General features: G+C 50.5%; 17 protein-coding genes, 2 tRNA genes and 3 pseudogenes. 15 read left to right on the forward strand and 7 right to left on the reverse strand.

Annotation, left to right across the window (positions count from 1 at the left end):
* The 4 genes and pseudogenes from ACU8YC_RS00005 to ACU8YC_RS00020 form a co-directional block, all read left to right on the forward strand.
* On the forward strand, nucleotides 1-416 hold a 416-nt coding region (locus ACU8YC_RS00005), incomplete at its 5' end, for a YjiG family protein (protein WP_446894891.1).
* Nucleotides 417-428: 12 nt separating this feature from the next.
* Complete coding sequence (locus ACU8YC_RS00010) at nucleotides 429-1,541, forward strand: M20 family metallopeptidase (protein ID WP_446894892.1); 1,113 nt, start codon at nucleotides 429-431, stop codon at nucleotides 1,539-1,541.
* A 790-nt stretch (nucleotides 1,542-2,331) separates the two neighbouring features.
* A pseudogene (gene tssB / locus ACU8YC_RS00015) lies at nucleotides 2,332-2,733 on the forward strand (type VI secretion system contractile sheath small subunit); the annotation flags it as partial.
* Between the two features lie 173 nt (nucleotides 2,734-2,906).
* Nucleotides 2,907-3,194: a PerC family transcriptional regulator gene (locus tag ACU8YC_RS00020; RefSeq protein WP_446894893.1), complete on the forward strand. Its 288-nt coding sequence runs from the start codon at nucleotides 2,907-2,909 to the stop codon at nucleotides 3,192-3,194.
* 265 nt (nucleotides 3,195-3,459) lie between these two features.
* Here ACU8YC_RS00020 and ACU8YC_RS00025 read toward each other — a convergent pair whose 3' ends face one another.
* The 3 genes from ACU8YC_RS00025 to ACU8YC_RS00035 form a co-directional block, all read right to left on the reverse strand.
* The gene (locus tag ACU8YC_RS00025; RefSeq protein WP_446894894.1) at nucleotides 3,460-4,638 is read right to left on the reverse strand and encodes a tyrosine-type recombinase/integrase; all 1,179 of its coding nucleotides are present in this window, start codon (nucleotides 4,636-4,638) and stop codon (nucleotides 3,460-3,462) included.
* Nucleotides 4,639-4,813: 175 nt separating this feature from the next.
* Nucleotides 4,814-4,889: transfer RNA gene (locus ACU8YC_RS00030), tRNA-Asn, on the reverse strand.
* A 99-nt stretch (nucleotides 4,890-4,988) separates the two neighbouring features.
* Nucleotides 4,989-6,476 (reverse strand): EmmdR/YeeO family multidrug/toxin efflux MATE transporter, encoded by a 1,488-nt coding sequence (locus ACU8YC_RS00035; RefSeq protein WP_446894895.1) that lies wholly within the window; start codon nucleotides 6,474-6,476, stop codon nucleotides 4,989-4,991.
* A gap of 160 nt (nucleotides 6,477-6,636) precedes the next feature.
* Here ACU8YC_RS00035 and ACU8YC_RS00040 point away from each other — a divergent pair.
* Nucleotides 6,637-6,712: transfer RNA gene (locus ACU8YC_RS00040), tRNA-Asn, on the forward strand.
* Between the two features lie 43 nt (nucleotides 6,713-6,755).
* Here the strand turns inward: ACU8YC_RS00040 and ACU8YC_RS00045 are convergent.
* Nucleotides 6,756-7,454, reverse strand: a pseudogene (locus ACU8YC_RS00045) (MFS transporter); the annotation flags it as partial.
* 26 nt (nucleotides 7,455-7,480) lie between these two features.
* On the opposite strand from ACU8YC_RS00045, the pseudogene ACU8YC_RS00050 reads away from it, so the two are divergent.
* From ACU8YC_RS00050 to ACU8YC_RS00090, 9 genes and pseudogenes are all read left to right on the forward strand, one after another.
* Nucleotides 7,481-7,750, forward strand: a pseudogene (locus ACU8YC_RS00050) (LysR substrate-binding domain-containing protein); the annotation flags it as partial.
* A 271-nt stretch (nucleotides 7,751-8,021) separates the two neighbouring features.
* Complete coding sequence (gene hinT, locus ACU8YC_RS00055; protein WP_016156204.1) at nucleotides 8,022-8,381, forward strand: purine nucleoside phosphoramidase; 360 nt, start codon at nucleotides 8,022-8,024, stop codon at nucleotides 8,379-8,381.
* A 2-nt stretch (nucleotides 8,382-8,383) separates the two neighbouring features.
* Nucleotides 8,384-8,758, forward strand: coding sequence for a YcfL family protein (locus ACU8YC_RS00060; protein WP_151220019.1), 375 nt, complete (start codon nucleotides 8,384-8,386; stop codon nucleotides 8,756-8,758).
* Nucleotides 8,759-8,780: 22 nt separating this feature from the next.
* Nucleotides 8,781-9,413: a penicillin-binding protein activator LpoB gene (gene lpoB / locus ACU8YC_RS00065; protein WP_151225697.1), complete on the forward strand. Its 633-nt coding sequence runs from the start codon at nucleotides 8,781-8,783 to the stop codon at nucleotides 9,411-9,413.
* Nucleotides 9,394-10,218, forward strand: coding sequence for a thiamine kinase (thiK, locus tag ACU8YC_RS00070; RefSeq protein ID WP_446894896.1), 825 nt, complete (start codon nucleotides 9,394-9,396; stop codon nucleotides 10,216-10,218). Before lpoB ends, thiK begins: the two co-directional genes overlap by 20 nt.
* 10 nt (nucleotides 10,219-10,228) lie before the next feature.
* A complete protein-coding gene (gene nagZ, locus ACU8YC_RS00075; protein ID WP_446894897.1) occupies nucleotides 10,229-11,254 on the forward strand; it encodes a beta-N-acetylhexosaminidase in 1,026 nt (341 codons plus the stop codon).
* Between the two features lie 21 nt (nucleotides 11,255-11,275).
* On the forward strand, nucleotides 11,276-11,818 hold the full coding sequence (ycfP, locus tag ACU8YC_RS00080) for an alpha/beta hydrolase YcfP (protein WP_187252632.1): 543 nt from the start codon (nucleotides 11,276-11,278) through the stop codon (nucleotides 11,816-11,818).
* 236 nt (nucleotides 11,819-12,054) lie between these two features.
* On the forward strand, nucleotides 12,055-13,359 hold the full coding sequence (gene ndh, locus ACU8YC_RS00085) for an NADH-quinone dehydrogenase (protein WP_151220016.1): 1,305 nt from the start codon (nucleotides 12,055-12,057) through the stop codon (nucleotides 13,357-13,359).
* A 168-nt stretch (nucleotides 13,360-13,527) separates the two neighbouring features.
* Nucleotides 13,528-14,067, forward strand: coding sequence for a glycine zipper 2TM domain-containing protein (locus ACU8YC_RS00090; protein WP_003030814.1), 540 nt, complete (start codon nucleotides 13,528-13,530; stop codon nucleotides 14,065-14,067).
* A 57-nt stretch (nucleotides 14,068-14,124) separates the two neighbouring features.
* On the opposite strand, the gene ACU8YC_RS00095 is transcribed toward ACU8YC_RS00090, so the two are convergent.
* Nucleotides 14,125-16,305 carry a TonB-dependent siderophore receptor gene (locus ACU8YC_RS00095; RefSeq protein ID WP_286545087.1) on the reverse strand — a complete coding sequence of 727 codons (2,181 nt, stop codon included), beginning with the start codon at nucleotides 16,303-16,305 and terminating at the stop codon, nucleotides 14,125-14,127.
* A 254-nt stretch (nucleotides 16,306-16,559) separates the two neighbouring features.
* Nucleotides 16,560-17,195, reverse strand: coding sequence for a TetR family copper-responsive transcriptional repressor ComR (gene comR / locus ACU8YC_RS00100; protein ID WP_187252630.1), 636 nt, complete (start codon nucleotides 17,193-17,195; stop codon nucleotides 16,560-16,562).
* Between the two features lie 242 nt (nucleotides 17,196-17,437).
* On the opposite strand from comR, the gene bhsA reads away from it, so the two are divergent.
* Nucleotides 17,438-17,695, forward strand: coding sequence for a multiple stress resistance protein BhsA (gene bhsA, locus ACU8YC_RS00105; RefSeq protein ID WP_029139491.1), 258 nt, complete (start codon nucleotides 17,438-17,440; stop codon nucleotides 17,693-17,695).
* Nucleotides 17,696-17,779: 84 nt separating this feature from the next.
* Here the strand turns inward: bhsA and ldtC are convergent, their stop codons facing one another.
* On the reverse strand, nucleotides 17,780-18,745 hold the full coding sequence (gene ldtC, locus ACU8YC_RS00110; protein ID WP_151220014.1) for a L,D-transpeptidase LdtC: 966 nt from the start codon (nucleotides 18,743-18,745) through the stop codon (nucleotides 17,780-17,782).
* Nucleotides 18,746-18,771 lie beyond the last annotated feature (26 nt).

Consider the following 18,771-nt stretch of genomic DNA (forward strand, 5'->3'; position numbering starts at 1 on the left):
GGGCCCGTAAAGGCTGGAATATTGCGACAACCAGCACTCTGCCAAACGTGGTGATGGCGTTTATCATCATCAAAGCGCTGGAGATTACCGGCGCGCTGAAAGGGCTTGGTATGGTGTTCGCACCGCTGATGGGGCTTTTTGGCCTGCCCGGCGAAGCCGCAGCGGTACTGATTGGCGGCTGGATGTCGATGGGGGGAGGGATTGGTGTCGCGATTGGTCTGTTTGATAAAGGTATTCTGACCGGTGAACACCTGGCTATCCTGGCGCCAGCAATTTATTTGATGGGCTCCCAGGTGCAGTACCTGGGACGCATTCTGGGGGTTATTGGCACCAGCGCTAAACGTATTCCCCTGATGATTGTTATCTCCGTTCTGAACGCTTTTTTAGCGATGCTGCTGATGCGTATTATTCTCTGATAAGGAATGACCATGGATTTGGAAAAATACATTCATGAACTGCAAACGCTGGTCAACGTTGACTGCGGAACGCAAACGGTCGCAGGCGTAGCCCATGTCGCTGCGGTGATGCGCGATCTCTGGCTGCAGGAAGGCTGGCAAGCGGAGCTGGTGGATTTGGGGAGTGCGGTTGGCCCGGCATTACTGGTGGCCAATAAGCCTCAGGCAGCGCAATACGATGTGCTGCTGGTCGGCCATCTGGATACTGTTTTTCCGCCAGGAACGGTGGCTGAGCGCCCGATGAGTCGTGATGAACACCGCTTTTACGGCCCGGGCGTTTCTGACATGAAAAGCGGCCTGTTAAATATTCTCTGGGCTATGCGCACGTTACCCGCGGAGCATCTGGCGCGTTTATCTATTGCCGTAGCGATGAACCCGGATGAAGAGACCGGCAGCGTTCACTCCAGCGAGTGGATTGCATCGCTGGCGAAACGCGCACGTTGCGTGCTGGTCTGTGAGGCAGCCCGGGCAGATGGCTCTTTGGTGAAAGCGCGTAAAGGTGTGGGAGGCTATCAACTGACGTTTGACGGTGTGGCGTCTCATGCCGGCAATGAGCCGGAGAAAGGACGTTCTGCCATTACCGCTTTTGCTAATAGCGTACTGGCGATTAATGCTTTGACCGACATAACACGTGGTACCACGCTAAATGTGGGTGTGGTGCAGGGTGGCAGTGCGGCGAATGTGGTGGCAGCGAAACTCCGCGCAGAACTGGACGTACGCTTTTGGGACAATGAAGAATATGATCGTGTCCATCAGGCTTTACTGTCGCTCTGCCAGCAGGGTTTTCTTGAGGGCGTCACCACCACGCTCACCCGGGTCAGCCATAAGCCTGCGATGGCGACGAACGGGGAAACACAAAAACTGATGGCGCTGGTTGAGCGGGCCGGGCAGGAAGAAGGGATTGCCGTGACGTGGCAGGCCGTTGGCGGGGGGAGCGATGCTAACCTCACCGCGTCGCTGGGTATTCCGACGCTGGACGGATTGGGGCCTGTTGGTGCGGGTTTTCACGGCGTTGATGAATGGCTGGATATCGCCTCGATCAAACCACGGATCCGTTTATTGACACGGATTATTTCGATGCTGTAATCCTCCGCTCTCCGGACGTCATAACCATCAGCTGGTGATCTTACGAGTCCGTAGGTCAAAGTTGCGTTAGTGGTTTTTTCGTTGAACAGGTGCCCCGGTCACCCGGGGCACTGCAGAGTCCGATGAGCCGAAGTGTTGTTACATCCTGCATTACAGACCCACGGTTTACTGTAGAAAGTCAGTTGCGTATTTCCCTGTCCTGGTGGGCTAATTAATTTCCCTGAAGATCCAACAGCGCTGCGGTTTCGGTCAAACATCCGTGGTGATGAGTTGTTGTTTTCTGTTTCTTATTCACTTTTCTTTCAGGGCCTCATTATCAGTCACTGAGATTTATAGTTCTTTGCGACAGGTCTTTCACGCTCGCCTGAAACCTTCATTGTTTCGGTTGTTTTTTTCACTCATCAATTCATTTTTCTATTAATTAATAGCGTGCGATTTATTTGTGTTTTTATATAAATCATTTTCTCTGGGTAATAACTGAATCGTTTTTCTTTAATAACTATTAAAAATCGGTGGTATTGATTTGCATCAAATTTTATTTACTTTTGATGCAACCCTCTGATACCGGTTTCATCTGCGGAATTTAAATCTGTGACAGGGCGAAAAGGCAGATTTAAAAATTTTTAATTCTGTCGATTTTTTTTAACCTTTTAGGCGAAAAATCCTAAAGATTATAAAATGCAGATCTAAAATCTGAAAGCTTGATCAAGTGTAGATGAATATTCTGCCATGGTGGAAGCAGACTTCATGTTTCAAACATGCCCGCAGTGATAATCAAAAGGATGGAAGAATGGCTGACAGCTTTCAGAATGAGGTGCCGAAGGCACGCGTGAAATTAAAACTTGACCTTCATACGGGTGGGGCAAGTAAGAAGACGGAACTCCCCCTGAAATTACTCGTGACGGGCGATTTCAGTCACGGTCAGGAGTATTCACCGTTATCAGAGCGCAAAAAGGTTAATCTCACAAAAAATAATTTCGACTCAGTTATTTCCGAATATTCCCCAAAAGTAAACCTGGTCGTTAAAAATACGCTTTTGGATGACGGAAGCGAGGAAAATATCAGTCTGACATTCCGTAGTATGAAAGATTTCACACCTGAAGAGGTCTCCCGTCAAATACCTCAACTGAAAGCCATGCTTTCCATGCGCAATCTGCTTCGTGATTTAAAGGTGAATCTGCTGGATAACGAAGCCAAGATTCTGGCAACCTGATAAAAACCGCGTATTAACAGCCTTTTACCCTGAGTCCGGGATGTCGGGGTAAGGAGAGACTTCCGCACAGAATGATCCCGACGATAAAGCACAGGGCAACCCGTCCAGGACTGAGGTTCTTCAAAAGGAAAAACGGATATCAGGGATAACACATGATGGTGAAAGATAAGGTCGCACAAAAACTGGAGGACTTGGGGCTCTGGCGCAGGGCTGCAGCCCGGTGGCTTGATGTCATGCAACACGGTTTACTCTCCGATGAACAACGTGACTGGATACGCCAGCGCAGAAAATATTGTCTGTCCTGTGTGCTCACGGTTGTGCCGACGGAGAAGCTGGATATCAGGGATGTGGCACGGGCAGCGGATAAAACACTGGCGGAAATGGGAATAGTGAATATGAATGGGGCTGTTTTCCGGCATTACAGAAGGTCGGGAGAGTGACTCCGGAGCGTCTATTTGAGCTTACAGTCAGTATTGGTCGGTTTTTCCAGCGGTGAATTTATGCCAGAAATTAATGACCAGAACACAGGGGGCTTAAGACAATCCATATCTTTGTTGGTTTACTGCGTATTCCGCTCTGATCGATCATGTTTTCGCGTGGAACGTCGATCAGCGATTCGCGAACTGGCGATCGATCACCGTGCGAATATGCGTTTACAAAAAAAAGAGCGGGAATGGTAAAGCTCAGCCCACACGGGCTGAGCTTTTATATTGTATTTTTCAGACTGTCAATATAATCAGCGTACCACTGCATCATCCCGCGGCGATTTTCCAGATACTGCGCATGGTTGTATGTGCCGCGAATGCTGTTTTTATCCACGTGGGCAAGTTGCATCTCGATCCACGCAGTATTAAATCCCTGCTCATGCAGGATGGTACTCATAGTGTGCCGAAAGCCATGACCGGTTGCTTTGCCTTTATAACCCAGAATTTTTAGTACCTTATTAATAGTCGCCTCACTGATGGGCTTGTTAACATCATTCCTCCCAGGAAAGACTAAAGAAAATTGACCGGTCAGCGTCTGGAGTTCACGCAAGATAGTCATAACCTGTGAAGATAATGGTACAAGGTGCTTACGTCGTTTTTTCATCCGCGCCTCAGGTATCACCCAGAGTGCGTTTACGAAATCAAACTCGCTCCATGTTGCAGCCCGTAATTCAATAGTACGTACACCGGTTAATAACAGAAGTAATGTTGCTGATTTAGTTACAGGGCTGGCGTATCCCTGCAATTTGCATATGAACACAGGGAGTTCTGACTGCGAGAGGTGTGGGAAGTGTCCTGGTTCAGGAGAGGAGAGAGTACTGGCCAGGTTAGCGACGGGATTTGATGTGGCCCGGCCAGTGGCGATAGCGTAGATGAATACCTGACTACAATATCGGCGTAACTTCCCCATCTTCACTAATGCCCCACGCTTTTCGATGTCTCGAAATATATCGAGCATTTCAAGGGGAAGAATATCTGTGACAGGGCGCTGGCCAATACCGGGGAAAATATCTTTTACCAGCCCTTCCATCACCCAATCAGAAGTGGTCCTGGCCCAGGTACGGGCTTTATGCTGATGCCATTCAAGAGCAAGTGCCTGGAAGGTATTTCCACTGGAAATTTTACGGGTCAGTTTGTCCAGTCTTTTCTTTTCAGCCGGGTCAGTGCCTTCAGCCAGTAGCTTTCTGGCTTCATCCCGGCGGTGACGAGCACCGCCCAGAGAGATATCGGGGTAAACACCCAGAGCCAGTTTTTTCTCTTTGCCATTAAAGCGGTATTTCATTCGCCAGTAGCGCGAGCCATTGGGTTTTACGAGGAGATACAAACCGCGTTCATCAGAGAGCTTGTATTCTTTCTCTTTGGGTTTGCAGGTCTCAACCTGCCTGGCATTCAAAGACATGTGGGGGCCTCAACATTCATTGAACTGGAAGAGCCCCTTAAGTGGCCCCCATCAATGACTTGATTTGGGTGGAATTGAATTGAATCTGGTAGAAAGTATATGAGGGTAAAATCAGGAATATCAATGGGTATGGAGTGTGGTAATGGAGTTTTGTTGAACTCCATTGACCTGAGTTTGGCTCCTCTGACTGGACTCGAACCAGTGACATACGGATTAACAGTCCGCCGTTCTACCGACTGAACTACAGAGGAATCGTGTGAACGAGGCGCATATTAGCGATACCACTCAGCGTTGTCAAAGCCTGAATCGATAAATTCAATCGTTTGCCGAAATATTCCCCATTTCGCCGATTATTCAGACGCAACCGGTTGTTTTATGCACTTTTCCTGTTCGGGACGCGGGTATTTCCATAGCCAGCGGCCTGTGACCATACGCCAGTAAAATAATGCGGCGCGTACGGCCCAGTCGAAGAACATCCCTAACCAAACGCCGACTACCCCCCATCCTAATACGATTCCCAACGTGTATCCTGCCACAACACGACAGCCCCACATGCCCAACATCGATACCCACATGGCAAAACGTACATCACGTGCGCCCTTAAACCCTGACGGTAGCACCCATGAAGCCGCCCATATCGGCATAAATGCTGCGTTGAGCCAAATCAGGACGACTATGACCTCTTTTACATCCTGATCGTGGGTATAAAATGAGGCCATGACGCCGGCGAAAGGCGCAGTTAGCCAGGCGATAGCAGTTAAGCCTATTGTGGATAGCCAAAAGATATGGCGTAACTGGATTTCAGCCTGTGCAATTTGACCATTTCCCAGACGTCTGCCGGTAATGATTGTCGATGCGGAGCCTAAAGCATTCCCCGGCAGGTTGATTAGCGCGGCAATAGAAAATGCAATGAAGTTTCCCGCAATGACGCTGGTTCCCATGCCGGAGACAAACATCTGTGTTAGCAGTTTACCGCCATTAAACAGTACTGACTCGATACTAGCCGGAATACCAATTCCCATAACCTCCCAGATAATGGCGAGATTAAGCGGCTTAAAATAGCTTTTGAAGGGAATCCGCAGCGCCGGATTAAAACCAATCATCAGTACCCAGATAATGGCGAACGCACCGATGTAGCGTGAAATGGTCAGTCCGAGTCCTGCACCCACGAATCCCAGTCCTTGCCAGGAAAAGATCCCATAGATCAGAATGCTGCTGATGATGATATTCAGAATATTCATGCCGCCATTAATCAACAGCGGTATTTTGGTATTTCCAGCTCCACGCAGTGCGCCACTACCGATCAGCGCAATGGCTGCCGCCGGGTAGCTGAGCACCGTCAGCTCCAGATAGGTTAGCGCTAAAGCCTTAACGTCGGGCGTTGCTTCACCAGCGACAACGTCAATAATCTGTTTGCCAAAATAGTGAATTACCGCAGCCAGCACGGTAGCAAAAATCGTCATGATCACCAGCGATTGTCTGGCAGCCGATCTGGCTCGTCGGCGATCTCGTTTTCCCAGGCTAAATGCTACTACTACCGTAGTACCCAAGTCGATTGCGGCAAAAAACGCCATAATAACCATATTGAAACTGTCTGCGAGACCAACCCCAGCCATTGCTTCTTTTCCCAACCAGCTCACCAGGAAGGTACTCAGAACGCCCATCAACAGCACACAGGTGTTTTCCAGAAAAATGGGGACCGCGAGCGGAGTGATTTCACGCCAAAAGAGAACCTTATAACTCTTGCGTTTGGCATACCAGGGCGTGCGGGAAGCAACCTGGCGGAAGGCAGCGGAGACGTTCAAAGTGGACCTTAAAGAAGAAAGTTGAAACCTCATTTCAAATGATGAGGGAGAATCCAAAAAGCTGCAAAGTTTTTTCCATTTAAAATGTCTGGAAATGCAACAAACTGTCGAGAGAAGCATCAATTGATACTTATGCGAGGAAATGGGGTTTGACAAAATTTTTTTCGCCGCTAAGATAAGCCTCCACAACGATTCCTCTGTAGTTCAGTCGGTAGAACGGCGGACTGTTAATCCGTATGTCACTGGTTCGAGTCCAGTCAGAGGAGCCAAATTTAAGAAGCCTGCTCAGGAAACTAAGCAGGCTTTTTGTTTTCAACGCGTCAAATTGGCATCAAATTTTTCGCTGGCCTTTACCCTAATCAGGGGAGCAAGCAGCATAATCATGCCCAACATGGCGGCCATCCCGGTATATACAGCAGGAAAACCTGTGATTTCAGCCACCAGGCCTATAGGTGCAGGGGCCATTAGCGTACCCAAATAACCGATCGTGGTGACGATGCTCATTCCCGTGTTGGTCGAAATATCAGGCTGGTTTCCCGCAGCGGAAAAAGCAATCGGTACCAGATTGGCTATGCCAATACCGGCAATAGCGAAGGCAACGGTGGCTTGCCAGGGATGACTAGCCATTGCGGCTGTCAGCAGCCCAAGCCCAGCTAACAGACTGGATGAGCGCATCACGAGAATGGCATTAAAGCGGTTACGAATAAAGTCTCCCATGAAGCGAAAGATTGCCATTGTTCCCGCAAAGCAGGCAAAGGAAAGGCTTGCCGTTTCTGTAGTCGCATTGAGATTTTTCAATAAATAACGTGACGACCAGTCCACAACAGCACATTCCGGGATCATGGCGAGCAGGGCAATAACGCCTATAAAGTAGATCGTGCATGAGCGATGTGGCTGCTTTCCTTTGATTAACCGTTTTATTTTTATCGATTTATCTTTGATGATATGTGGATATACCGACAGCGTGATCGCTAAGGAAATAGCACTAATTAAAAACAGGTGCATGAAGCCCATGTCTTGCGGAACAAACCTCACTCTTTCTACAAAGCATCCAACTTAGCGCTGAACCGGTCTCTGTAACAAATGACATGACTACGCTATTGGCATTGGTTGCCGGGGGGATCGGAGTCGCCTTTTTACCCACAAGTGTCCGGCATTTTTTGCCTGCCGAAGCGAGACTATTGATGCTCGCTGAAAAACAAATTCGCTGGAACATTGGTGTGGCATGGAACCCCAAAATTAAAAACCATCGGCGGGACGATTTCTTGCGCCTGGCGGTGGCCGGAGAGGCCGATATCGTCATGTAGCCGTTATACGCCCTGACGAGAAGGTAACGGCCACGCATTGATGCCTGACGTGTAAACCGCTTTGGGTATAAATGAAATAGGATTTCAGTACTATGCTTAAGCAATAGCGACGGGAAATGGTTATAAGAACAGCAGTGACAGGGCTTTTTGCTTAAAAAATCGAGGGTTAAAGTTGAAAGAGCGTGAGTAACTCGCTCATACTCTATACTCGCAGAGTTACCCGGCGTAGCATGGCATAACGCTTGGGCTGTTAATGAAAAAGGAAAACGTCGTGGCAGAAGAAACTATATTCAGCAAAATTATCCGTCGTGAAATTCCGTCGGATATCGTGTACCAGGATGAACTGGTCACCGCGTTTCGTGATATTTCCCCTCAGGCACCTACGCACATTCTCATCATTCCTAACGTATTGATCCCAACCGTCAACGATGTGACGGCGGAACACGAGCAGGCGTTGGGTCGCATGATTACCGTTGCGGCAAAAATCGCCGAGCAGGAAGGCATTGCTGCGGATGGGTACCGTTTAATCATGAATACCAATCGTCATGGTGGTCAGGAGGTGTATCACATTCATATGCACCTGCTGGGTGGCCGGGCGCTTGGTCCAATGCTTGCGCATAAAGGTCTGTAAGCATGACCAGAGGATGCATTGCACTTTCACTGAGCTTGCTGCTACTGGCTGGCTGTCGAACACATCCTGAAATTCCGGTTAGTGATGAACAGTCACTGGTGATGGAATCAACGATTCTTGCGGCGGGCATTACAGCGGAACAGCCGACGTTAACCACGTCTGATATTCAGGCCTCAGCATCCTCTCGACTTTATAACGAAAGACAAGAGCCCGTTACCGTTCATTACCGGTTTTACTGGTATGACACCAGAGGACTGGAAATGCATCCTCTGGAAGCGCCGCGTAGCGTGACTATCCCGGCTCATTCGTCGGTGACGCTGTACGGCAGCGCCAATTATCTGGGGGCGCACAAGGTTAGACTTTATCTTTATTTGTAAGGGGTGAATCTTGAAGATAAAAATGAATCGCTACGCACTGATTGCCGCGCTGGCGATGTTTCTCTCTGGTTGTGTGGCGCAACGTGAACCCGCACCGGTAGAGGAAGTGAAGCCGGTGCCGGAACAACCCACGCAGCCGCAACAGCCGGTACCGGTTGTACCAACGGTTCCCACCATTCCACAGCAGCCGGGGCCGATTGAGCACGAGGACCAGACGGCGCAGCCGACGCCACGTCAGCGTCATTATGACTGGAACGGGGCTATGCAGCCGATGGTCGGCAAAATGCTGCAGGCTGAGGGCGTCAAAGCGGGGGGCGTTCTGCTGGTTGATAGCGTCAATAACCGCACCAACGGCTCGTTGAATGGAGGGGAAGCCACCGAGACTTTGCGCAGCGCGCTGGCGAATAACGGCAAGTTTACTCTGGTTTCCGCCCAGCAGTTGGCCGTCGCCAAACAGCAGCTAGGTTTGTCGCCGAACGACAGTCTGGGTACGCGCAGCAAAGCGATTGGTATCGCCCGTAACGTTGGCGCACAATATGTGCTCTATTCCAGCGCATCAGGCAACGTCAATTCGCCTGCGCTGCAAATGCAATTAATGCTGGTACAAACTGGCGAAATTATCTGGTCAGGTAAAGGTGCCGTTCAGCAACAATAACCGACTGAAGCGCGACGAAGTGTTGTCGCGCTATTTCCCGCAGTATCATCCCGTCGCAGGTAGTCAGAGCGGCCTGAGCGGCGGGAGCTGCATCATCGAACATCATACCCACCGCTTAGTATTGCGTTGTCATCACGATCCTGACGCGCCGGAATCGCATTTCTTACGCCACTATCATGCGTTAAAGCACCTGCCAGAAAGCCTTGCGCCGCGCCCTCGCTTTTATACGCGCGGGTGGATGGCCGTGGATTTTTTTCACGGTCAGGTAGAATCCAGATTACCGGACGCCGACGAACTCGCTGGCTTATTGTATCATCTGCACCAGCAGCCCCGATTCGGCTGGCGAATCAGCCTGCTGCCGCTACTCGAACGATACTGGCAGTGTGGGGATCCGGCGCGTCGTACGCCATGTTGGTTACGCGCGCTTAAGCTGCTAAGGAAAAGCGGTGAGCCTCGACCTTTGCGCCTGGGGCCGCTGCATATGGATGTCCACGGCAACAACATCGTACGTACAGACTCAGGGCTGCGGTTGATTGACTGGGAATATGCCGGCGACGGTGATCTCGTGCTGGAGCTGGCGGCGGTTTGGGTCAGCGACGAGTCCCAGCATCAACGGCTGGTTAGCGCCTACGCCCAACGAGCGCACATTGAGCCAGACGTGCTCTGGCGACAGGTCAGGCGATGGCAACCCTGGATAATGATGCTGAAGGCGGGGTGGTTTGAGTATCGCTGGCAACAAACCGGCGATCGACAATTTATCAGGCTGGCCGATGAAACCTGGCGGCAGCTAACAATGAAAGGATAAGGAGAGCAGTGTGGGCCCAGTAATGTTGGATGTCGAAGGGTATGAGCTGGACGCTGAAGAACGTGAGATTCTGGCGCATCCGCTGGTAGGTGGGTTGATCCTCTTTACCCGAAATTATCATGACCCGGAACAGTTGCGGGAATTAGTGCGCCAGATCCGCGAGGCATCGCGTAATCATCTGGTGGTGGCGGTAGATCAGGAAGGCGGCAGGGTGCAGCGTTTTCGCGAGGGTTTTACGCGTCTGCCTGCGGCCCAATCGTTTGCAGCGCTGCACGGTCTGGAAGAAGGTGGCAAACTGGCTGAAGACGCCGGATGGTTAATGGCCAACGAAATGATCGCAATGGACATTGATATCAGCTTTGCACCGGTGTTGGATGTGGGGCATATCAGCGCAGCAATCGGCGAGCGCTCTTACCATGCCGATCCGCTAAAAGCGCTGGCTATAGCAACCCGCTTTATTGACGGTATGCATGGCGCTGGCATGAAAACGACTGGTAAACATTTCCCCGGACATGGGGCGGTGACGGCGGATTCACACAAAGAAACCCCAACCGATCCACGCTCGGAAGCCGAAATTCGGGCGAAAGATATGTCCGTGTTCAGGACGTTGATTACCGAAAACAAACTCGACGCCATTATGCCTGCACACGTCATCTACAGTGATGTAGACCCGCGCCCGGCGAGTGGCTCGCCACACTGGTTGAAAACGGTGCTGCGTCAGGAGCTGGGTTTCGACGGCGTTATTTTCTCTGACGATCTGTCGATGGAAGGTGCGGCGATTATGGGAAGCTATGCGGAACGCGGCCAGGCATCGCTGGATGCAGGTTGCGATATGATCCTGGTCTGCAATAATCGTAAAGGAGCGGCCAGTGTGTTAGATAATCTGTCGCCGATCAATGCAGAACGTGTTACACGTTTGTATCATAAAGGTTCATTTTCACGTCAGGAACTGATGGACTCGACACGCTGGAAGACGGTAAGCGCCCAGCTCAACCAGCTTCATGAGCGCTGGCAGGAAGAGAAAGCAGGTCATTAACGCACGTTTGGCGAGGATGCGATGATTATCTATTTACACGGTTTTGACTCTAACAGTCCAGGCAACCACGAAAAGGTGCTGCAGCTGCAGTTCATCGACCCGGACGTCAGGCTGATTAGCTACAGCACGCGGCATCCTAAACATGATATGCAGCATCTGCTTAAAGAAGTGGACAAAATGCTGCAGCTTAATGTCGACGACCGACCGCTGATTTGTGGCGTGGGGCTCGGAGGATTTTGGGCTGAAAGAATTGGTTTTCTGTGTGATATTCGCCAGGTTGTGTTTAATCCCAATCTGTTCCCGTATGAGAACATGGAGGGAAAAATCGACCGGCCTGAAGAATATGCCGATATCGCGACAAAATGCGTGACCAATTTCCGCGAAAAAAATCGCGATCGCTGTCTGGTTATCTTGTCCCGTCACGATGAAGCACTTAATAGTCAGCGTTCGTCAGAAGAACTGCACCACTTTTATGAGATTGTCTGGGACGAAGAGCAGACGCATAAGTTTAAGAATATCTCCCCGCACTTGCAGCGTATCAAAGCGTTCAAAACGTTGGGTTAACCTTCAATGAGCGTGTAAAAAACCAGCCTCCGGGCTGGTTTTTTTGTTCTTAAAGTTCGGGTTGTCTATCTTTTCAGCATCAAAACTTGATACACATCAATTTTGGTATGACCAATGCACCGTTCGTGTTATTCTCACTCTCGAAGAACATTTTCATTATCGTAACTTGTTGTTAATTAAAGGCTATGACAATAACTTTTAATTAACAATTGGTTAATAAATTTGAGGGGGTCACGTTGACTACACCATTGAAAAGGATCGTGATTGTCGGCGGCGGTGCTGGCGGACTGGAAATGGCGACGCAGCTGGGTAAAAAGCTGGGCCGCAAGAAAAAGGCCAAAATTACGCTGGTGGACAGAAACCACAGCCATTTATGGAAACCGTTACTGCATGAAGTCGCGACAGGTTCGCTGGATGAAGGTGTGGATGCGCTGAGCTATCTGGCGCATGCCCGCAACCACGGGTTCCAGTTCCAGTTGGGCTCGGTGGTGGATATCGATCGTGAAGCGAAAACCATTACTCTCGCCGAGCTGCGCGATGAGAAGGGCGATCTGCTGGTTCCTGAGCGTAAAGTACCGTATGACACGCTGGTGATGGCGTTGGGTAGTACCTCTAACGATTTCAACACGCCGGGCGTCAAAGAAAATTGCATTTTCCTGGATAACCCGCATCAGGCGCGTCGTTTCCACCAGGAAATGCTGAATCTGTTCCTCAAGTATTCCGCGAATCTGGGCGCTAACGGCAAAGTGAATATTGCTATCGTCGGCGGTGGTGCGACGGGGGTTGAACTCTCCGCCGAGCTGCATAATGCGGTAAAACAACTGCACAGCTATGGTTACAAAGGGCTGACCAACGAAGCACTGAACGTGACGCTGGTAGAAGCTGGTGAACGTATTCTGCCTGCGTTGCCGCCGCGTATTTCCAGCGCTGCGCACAATGAGTTGACCAAACTGGGCGTACGCGTCCTGACCCAGACGATGGTAACCAGTGCAGATGAAGGCGGACTGCATACCAAAGATGGCGAATACATTAAAGCCGATCTGATGGTGTGGGCGGCGGGGATCAAAGCGCCAGACTTTATGAAAGACATTGGCGGACTTGAAACGAACCGTATCAATCAGCTGGTGGTTGAGCCAACTCTGCAGAGCACGCGCGATCCCGACGTCTACGCGATTGGCGACTGTGCTTCCTGCGCTCGCCCGGAAGGGGGCTTTGTACCGCCGCGCGCTCAGGCTGCGCACCAGATGGCAAGCTGCGCAATGAACAACATTCTGGCGCAGATGAACGGTAAGCCGCTGAAAGCGTATCAGTATAAAGATCACGGCTCTCTGGTTTCGCTCTCTAACTTCTCTACCGTGGGCAGTTTGATGGGCAACCTGACCCGTGGGTCGATGATGGTGGAAGGGCGTATTGCGCGCTTTGTGTACATCTCACTGTACCGTATGCATCAGATTGCTCTACACGGTTACTTCAAAACCGGTCTGATGATGCTGGTCGGCAGTATTAACCGGGTGATTCGCCCGCGTCTGAAACTGCATTAATCTTGATCTATGGCGTCGGTTGATTTTACTCATCCGGCGCCTTCCTTCAGAGTTCTCCGAATCATTCTGCATTCGCTTCTCCTTGCGCTATTTTCATCCGTAATCTGATTGGCATTCCTTACCTTCTGTTGCAAAGTTGTTACTAATAGCAAAAAAGGAGGAAGTCCCGTGAATAAATCAATGTTGGCGGGTATAGGGATTGGCGTAGCTGCTGCGCTGGGTGTTGCAGCGGTGGCCAGTCTTAACGTTTTCGAGCGTGGCCCACAATACGCACAAGTTGTCTCTGCAACGCCAATTAAAGAGTCGGTAAAAACACCACGCCAGGAGTGCCGGAACGTGACGGTCACGCACCGTAAGCCGGTACAAGATGAAAACCGTATCGCGGGTTCCGTGCTCGGTGCCGTGGCGGGGGGCGTTATTGGTCACCAGTTTGGCGGCGGACGTGGTAAAGATATTGCCACCGTGGCCGGTGCCTTAGGCGGCGGTTATGCTGGTAACCAGATCCAGGGTTCGATGCAGGAAAATGATACTTACACCACGACGCAGCAGCGTTGTAAAACGGTGTATGACAAATCAGAAAAAATGCTGGGCTACGATGTGACGTACAAAATTGGCGATCAGCAAGGGAAAATCCGTATGGATAAGGATCCTGGCGCGCAAATTCCGTTGGATAACAACGGACAGCTGGTACTGAATAACAAAGCGTAAAATAGCATTATCCTGAACATTAGCCCCCCATTCGCTCAGGCTGGGGGGCTTTTTTTATCAGAAGGTTAAAGCGTAGTTCAGCCCAAAGGTGCGGCCCCGACCCTTGTATTCATACAGTGACGTGCTGCCGTAGGTCGGGCTATATAACAGTGGCGCACGTTGTCCCCACAGCGTGGTGTACTCTTCATTCAGCAGGTTTTCCACGCTAAAGGTCAATTTACCCAACGGGAGTTGATAGCTGCCGATAAAGTCCATGGTGTTATAGCCATCCAGCTTGTTGCCGCTGGCGTCGGTCAGATCAAATGCTTGCTGGCTCTGTACGCGCAATGACCACGGTTCAGGCGCCCAGCCGACCCAGGCGGTTGCTTTCGACGGTGAGGCCAGAGTGACATCCCATTTCCGCCATTTCCCGTTTTGCTTCACTTCTGATTTTATGATGTTGAAGTTGCCGCCCAGGCTCCAGTTCGTATCCGCAATGAAATAATCCACTGCACCTTCAAGGCCATAAATACGCCGATCGTCGGGCTGAACGTTGATGGTCATATCGCTACGGTTGATAACGATTGATTTATCCGAAGTCGAATAGTAAGCGGCCAACTGCGTGCGCAGGCTATCGCCGGTGTAGCGCCATCCCAGTTCGTACGAGTTGACTTTAATCCCTTCCAGGCGTGAATCCGCCACATTGACGCTGCGCTGGAGCCGGTAATGATCGCCCACCAGGGAATAAGTACCGTTGCCATAATATTTACCCGGGTCTGGCAGCTCGACACCCTGAGAGAAGTTAAACCACGTCTGCTGGCGGTCGGTCAGGTGGGCGAGGATACCGGCGTTAAACAGGAAATTATCGTAATCGGTTTTACCGCCAGGAATGGTGTCGGCGGAGTTCGCCAGTCCGGTCGCAATTCCCTGCTGTTGGGCATAGCCGACGAAATCATCAACTCTGTTTTCTGTCCATTGATAGCGCACCCCTCCGCTGAGGGTAAAGATGTCGTTAATGTCATAGCTGTTTTGCAGGAAAGGTGCGAAGTTGGTGATGCTGTAACCCGGGTAACGCCCGGTGGTATACGCGGTTCGGTTGTCCATACCGCCGGAGGGCAGGGACCAGGCCAGATCGAAGAATTTCTGATTGGAATCGAAGGTTTCGTGATCGGCATCGACACCCCACGTCAGTTCCCAATTGTCCATCAACTGGCTGTTGAGGGTAATTTTGGCGCCAAACTGGTCGGTGTCTTGCTGTGATGCGGAGAAACTGGTGACCTTGCCTTTGCTTAGCGTTGGGAACGGATAAAATTTCAACGATTCGTCGCGGTAATAGATTTGGCTGATCAGGTTCTGGCCGAAGAAATCCGCATCAGAATATTGCAGGCTGATCAGATGACGCTCGGTGCCGGGTATACGATCAGAGTTCAGCCCGCTGCTGGTATAAGCTTTACCGTTTCCCGTCACGGCGGACATGTTCTCACCAAGATCCAGCCCGTAATCGTCATCCCCCTGGCTTTTATAATACTGCGTAACCAGTTGCAACTGTCGGTTGTCGTCAAGTTCAATCGTCCCGGTACCCATTACGTCCAGACGATCGGAGTGCTGCAGGCCAGTTTGGGTGTTATCCAGCATTAAGGCATCGTGGTTACCGTCATACCAGCCGCCAAACCGTTGATACGCAACGGACATGCGCCCGGCAGCGCGATCGGTTCCTCCGCTCACTGCCACAGCAACGCGTTCATCATGATCGTTGCTGTTATTGAAACCGCTTTTACCCCCCAGTTCGAGTTCGACTTCACGCTCCGGCTGGCCTTTTTTAGTAACGATGTTGATTAATCCGCCGGTACTGCCGCCGCCATAAAGTGAAGTGGCGCCTGAGATGACTTCTATGTGAGCAATGTTAAACGGGTCAATGGAGTCAAGTTGGCGACTGTCGGTGCGCGAGGAGTTCAGACGGACGCCGTCAACCAGCACGACGATGGCGCGACCGCGCATATTCATGCCGTAGTTGGTGCGTCCCTGGCTGCTGACATCGATTCCCGGGATTAACTGAGCCAGAACATCCTTAAACTCTTTCCCACCCTGAACCTGTTGTTCAATCTCGCTTCCTTCGATAACCCAGGTCGTTTGCGCCATTTCTGCCACGGTGCGTTGGCTCCGGTTGGCGCTGACGATGAGATTATCTTCTTCAGCCGCAATAGCCGGGAGAGTTAAAGATAACAGGATAGGATTGAGCACCCAGAGACGCTTATGCATTTGTGTTCCTTTTAAAAAATTCGGTCTGTTTTTGTTATGGCGGTAGAGAAACCGATGGTTACATCGTGTAACGGGTGTTAAAACAAATGAGAATATTGCTGATAATGATTTCTGTTATCAATACATTTTACAAAAAATAATCGGATAAGATAATGAAAACAGTGAAGAATGTGTGGGTAATGTGCGCGAATTTAAGCGGGAGCCTTATCAGCTCCCGATGGTGTCAGTACAGCGGGGGAAACAGCGGAATTACGTTAAGCTTTGATGAGTTCGGGCCACAGTCGCAGGGTTGTACGAGCGATCTGCATCAGCTTTTCAAACGTTGCACCTTCGCGGGCGCTGATCGACATACCCTGTAAAATACAGTTCAGATATTCGGCCAGTTTTTGCACGTCGCAATGGGCCGGAATTTCGCCTCGCTGCTGGCGCTGGTGCAGGAACTGGGTTAGCGTCTGTTCCTGCATTGCATGGCGAGACTTCACCGTACGCGCAATATCACGGGAAGAGGCTGCCAGTGTCGCAGAGGTGTTAATCATGAAACATCCCGCCGGGGTGTCCTTGCTGGTAAAGCAGGTTGCTATTGCGGTGAAATAGTCTTCCAGCGCGGACTCAAGGCTTTTTTCTTCACAAAACAGCTGGGCCTCGTGTTTCGCTGCGAAGCGCGTGATGTAGCGGTCCAGCACGGCACGAAACAACCCTTCTTTGTTGGTGAACTCTGCATACAGCGTGGGCGCTTTTGCACCTGTTGCTTCTACGAGATCGGCGAGCGATGTTGCCTCATATCCGTGTTGCCAGAAGAGTGTCATGGCCTTATCAAGCGCGGCTTCCCTGTCGAACACTTTTGGTCGGCCACGGCTTTTTTTAGCACAACCTGTCGTTTCAGTTGTCATGGTGCCGCTGTACCTTTGTTGAGTTTATTGAATAACCATTATAAAAATATTCGACTGCACACTCCAGCGGATTAATGATAAAAAAATTTATGGCTATTAGTATGAAAAATAGAGATTTTATATTTTATATAACGATCATTATAAAAATTTGTTGACGTGTGACCCGGATCACATCTATGATTTAACTATCGATCGTTAAGTTAATCTTTTCGACACACATTCATCTGCTAAAGGTCACTATCATGAAAAACGTAAAAACTCTGTTCGTTGCTGCTGTTCTTAGCTCATTGTCATTTGCAAGCTTTGCCGCTGTTGAAGTTCAGGCCACACCTGCGGGTCAACAGAAAGTCGGTACTATTTCTGCGAATGCGGGCACTAACTTAGGTTCTCTGGAAGATCAGCTGGCGCAAAAAGCGGATGAGATGGGGGCCAAGTCTTTCCGTATTACTTCCGTTACCGGTCCTAACACTCTTCACGGGACTGCGGTTATCTACAAATAAGTTTTAACCCTTCGCAATGCCACTGCGAGTTAAATAAAAAACCCCGCGGAATAAAATCCGGCGGGGTTTGTTTATATGTGGAGTTTACAGCGGTTGTTCAGCGACGTCTTGATGACGGGTTACATCAACCGGCATGCCTGAGCGAATTTCCATCGCATGCTCCATGACTGTGCTATCCGTCTGCGCTGCATTTTTAAACGTCTGCATTGATTTGTTCAATACGATCGGCAGCAACTGCGGGTCGTCATTGATTTTTTCTGACAGCGGCTGATGAACTTCAACCAGTCTCACGCCGTTAGGTTCAACAGATGCTTTGATCGGCGTATTGATAATATTGACCTTGGTTCCGGGCGTTACTTGACGGAACAGGGTTTCGATATCTCCATCGCGCAGACGAATACAACCAGAACTGACACGCATTCCTATGCCAAAATCAGCATTGGTTCCGTGCAGCAGGTACACGCCGCCGTAAGCCGCTAAGCGAATGGCATGATGACCCATCGGGTTATCCGGCCCGGCAGGTACTACGGCAGGAAGGTCGATCCCGTTCGCTTTATATCGTGCGCGGATATTTGCCGTGGGTGTCCAGGTGGGGTTGGCGCGTTTATCAGAAATAGTTGTCACCATTGTCGGAGTTAGCGTGTCACCGCCTAACTGGCCAATACCAATAGGATAGACGGTCACCGAATTTGTACCCGGCTGGTAATAATACAGACGCAGTTCGGCGAGGTTGATGACAATGCCTTCGCGCGGCGCGTCTGGCAGCAGGGTTTGCAATGGGATAGTCAAAACGCTGCCCGGACGGGGGACATACGGATCAACGCCGGGGTTGGCCTGCAATAGCGCTAAAAAGCCGACATTATATTTTTTAGCAATCGCTTCCAGAGAGCCACCATTGTCTTCAACAACGTGAACAGCATTCTGACCTACCACGCGGCTTCCCGGTGGAGGTAGCGGCCAGGTATTGGCCTGAACCGGAAGTGCTAACGTGAAGGTCGCTGCCAGCGTAAAAAACGCTAACCAGCGTGAGAGTCGTTTATTGTTTAACATCACCATAAATCCATTGTTTTTACGTG

It is taken from the genome of Citrobacter sp. VF227, assembly GCF_052950715.1.

What these genes read in the sequence shown, in the direction of transcription:
- ACU8YC_RS00035 (WP_446894895.1), bottom strand. Translation starts at nt 6,476, where the DNA reads ATGAGGTTTCAACTTTCTTCTTTAAGGTCCACTTTGAACGTCTCCGCT.
- ACU8YC_RS00010 (WP_446894892.1), top strand. Translation starts at nt 429, where the DNA reads ATGGATTTGGAAAAATACATTCATGAACTGCAAACGCTGGTCAACGTT.
- ACU8YC_RS00060 (WP_151220019.1), top strand. Translation starts at nt 8,384, where the DNA reads ATGACCAGAGGATGCATTGCACTTTCACTGAGCTTGCTGCTACTGGCT.
- ldtC (WP_151220014.1), bottom strand. Translation starts at nt 18,745, where the DNA reads ATGTTAAACAATAAACGACTCTCACGCTGGTTAGCGTTTTTTACGCTG.
- lpoB (WP_151225697.1), top strand. Translation starts at nt 8,781, where the DNA reads ATGAATCGCTACGCACTGATTGCCGCGCTGGCGATGTTTCTCTCTGGT.
- comR (WP_187252630.1), bottom strand. Translation starts at nt 17,195, where the DNA reads ATGACAACTGAAACGACAGGTTGTGCTAAAAAAAGCCGTGGCCGACCA.
- ACU8YC_RS00025 (WP_446894894.1), bottom strand. Translation starts at nt 4,638, where the DNA reads ATGTCTTTGAATGCCAGGCAGGTTGAGACCTGCAAACCCAAAGAGAAA.
- bhsA (WP_029139491.1), top strand. Translation starts at nt 17,438, where the DNA reads ATGAAAAACGTAAAAACTCTGTTCGTTGCTGCTGTTCTTAGCTCATTG.
- ycfP (WP_187252632.1), top strand. Translation starts at nt 11,276, where the DNA reads ATGATTATCTATTTACACGGTTTTGACTCTAACAGTCCAGGCAACCAC.
- ACU8YC_RS00020 (WP_446894893.1), top strand. Translation starts at nt 2,907, where the DNA reads ATGATGGTGAAAGATAAGGTCGCACAAAAACTGGAGGACTTGGGGCTC.
- ACU8YC_RS00095 (WP_286545087.1), bottom strand. Translation starts at nt 16,305, where the DNA reads ATGCATAAGCGTCTCTGGGTGCTCAATCCTATCCTGTTATCTTTAACT.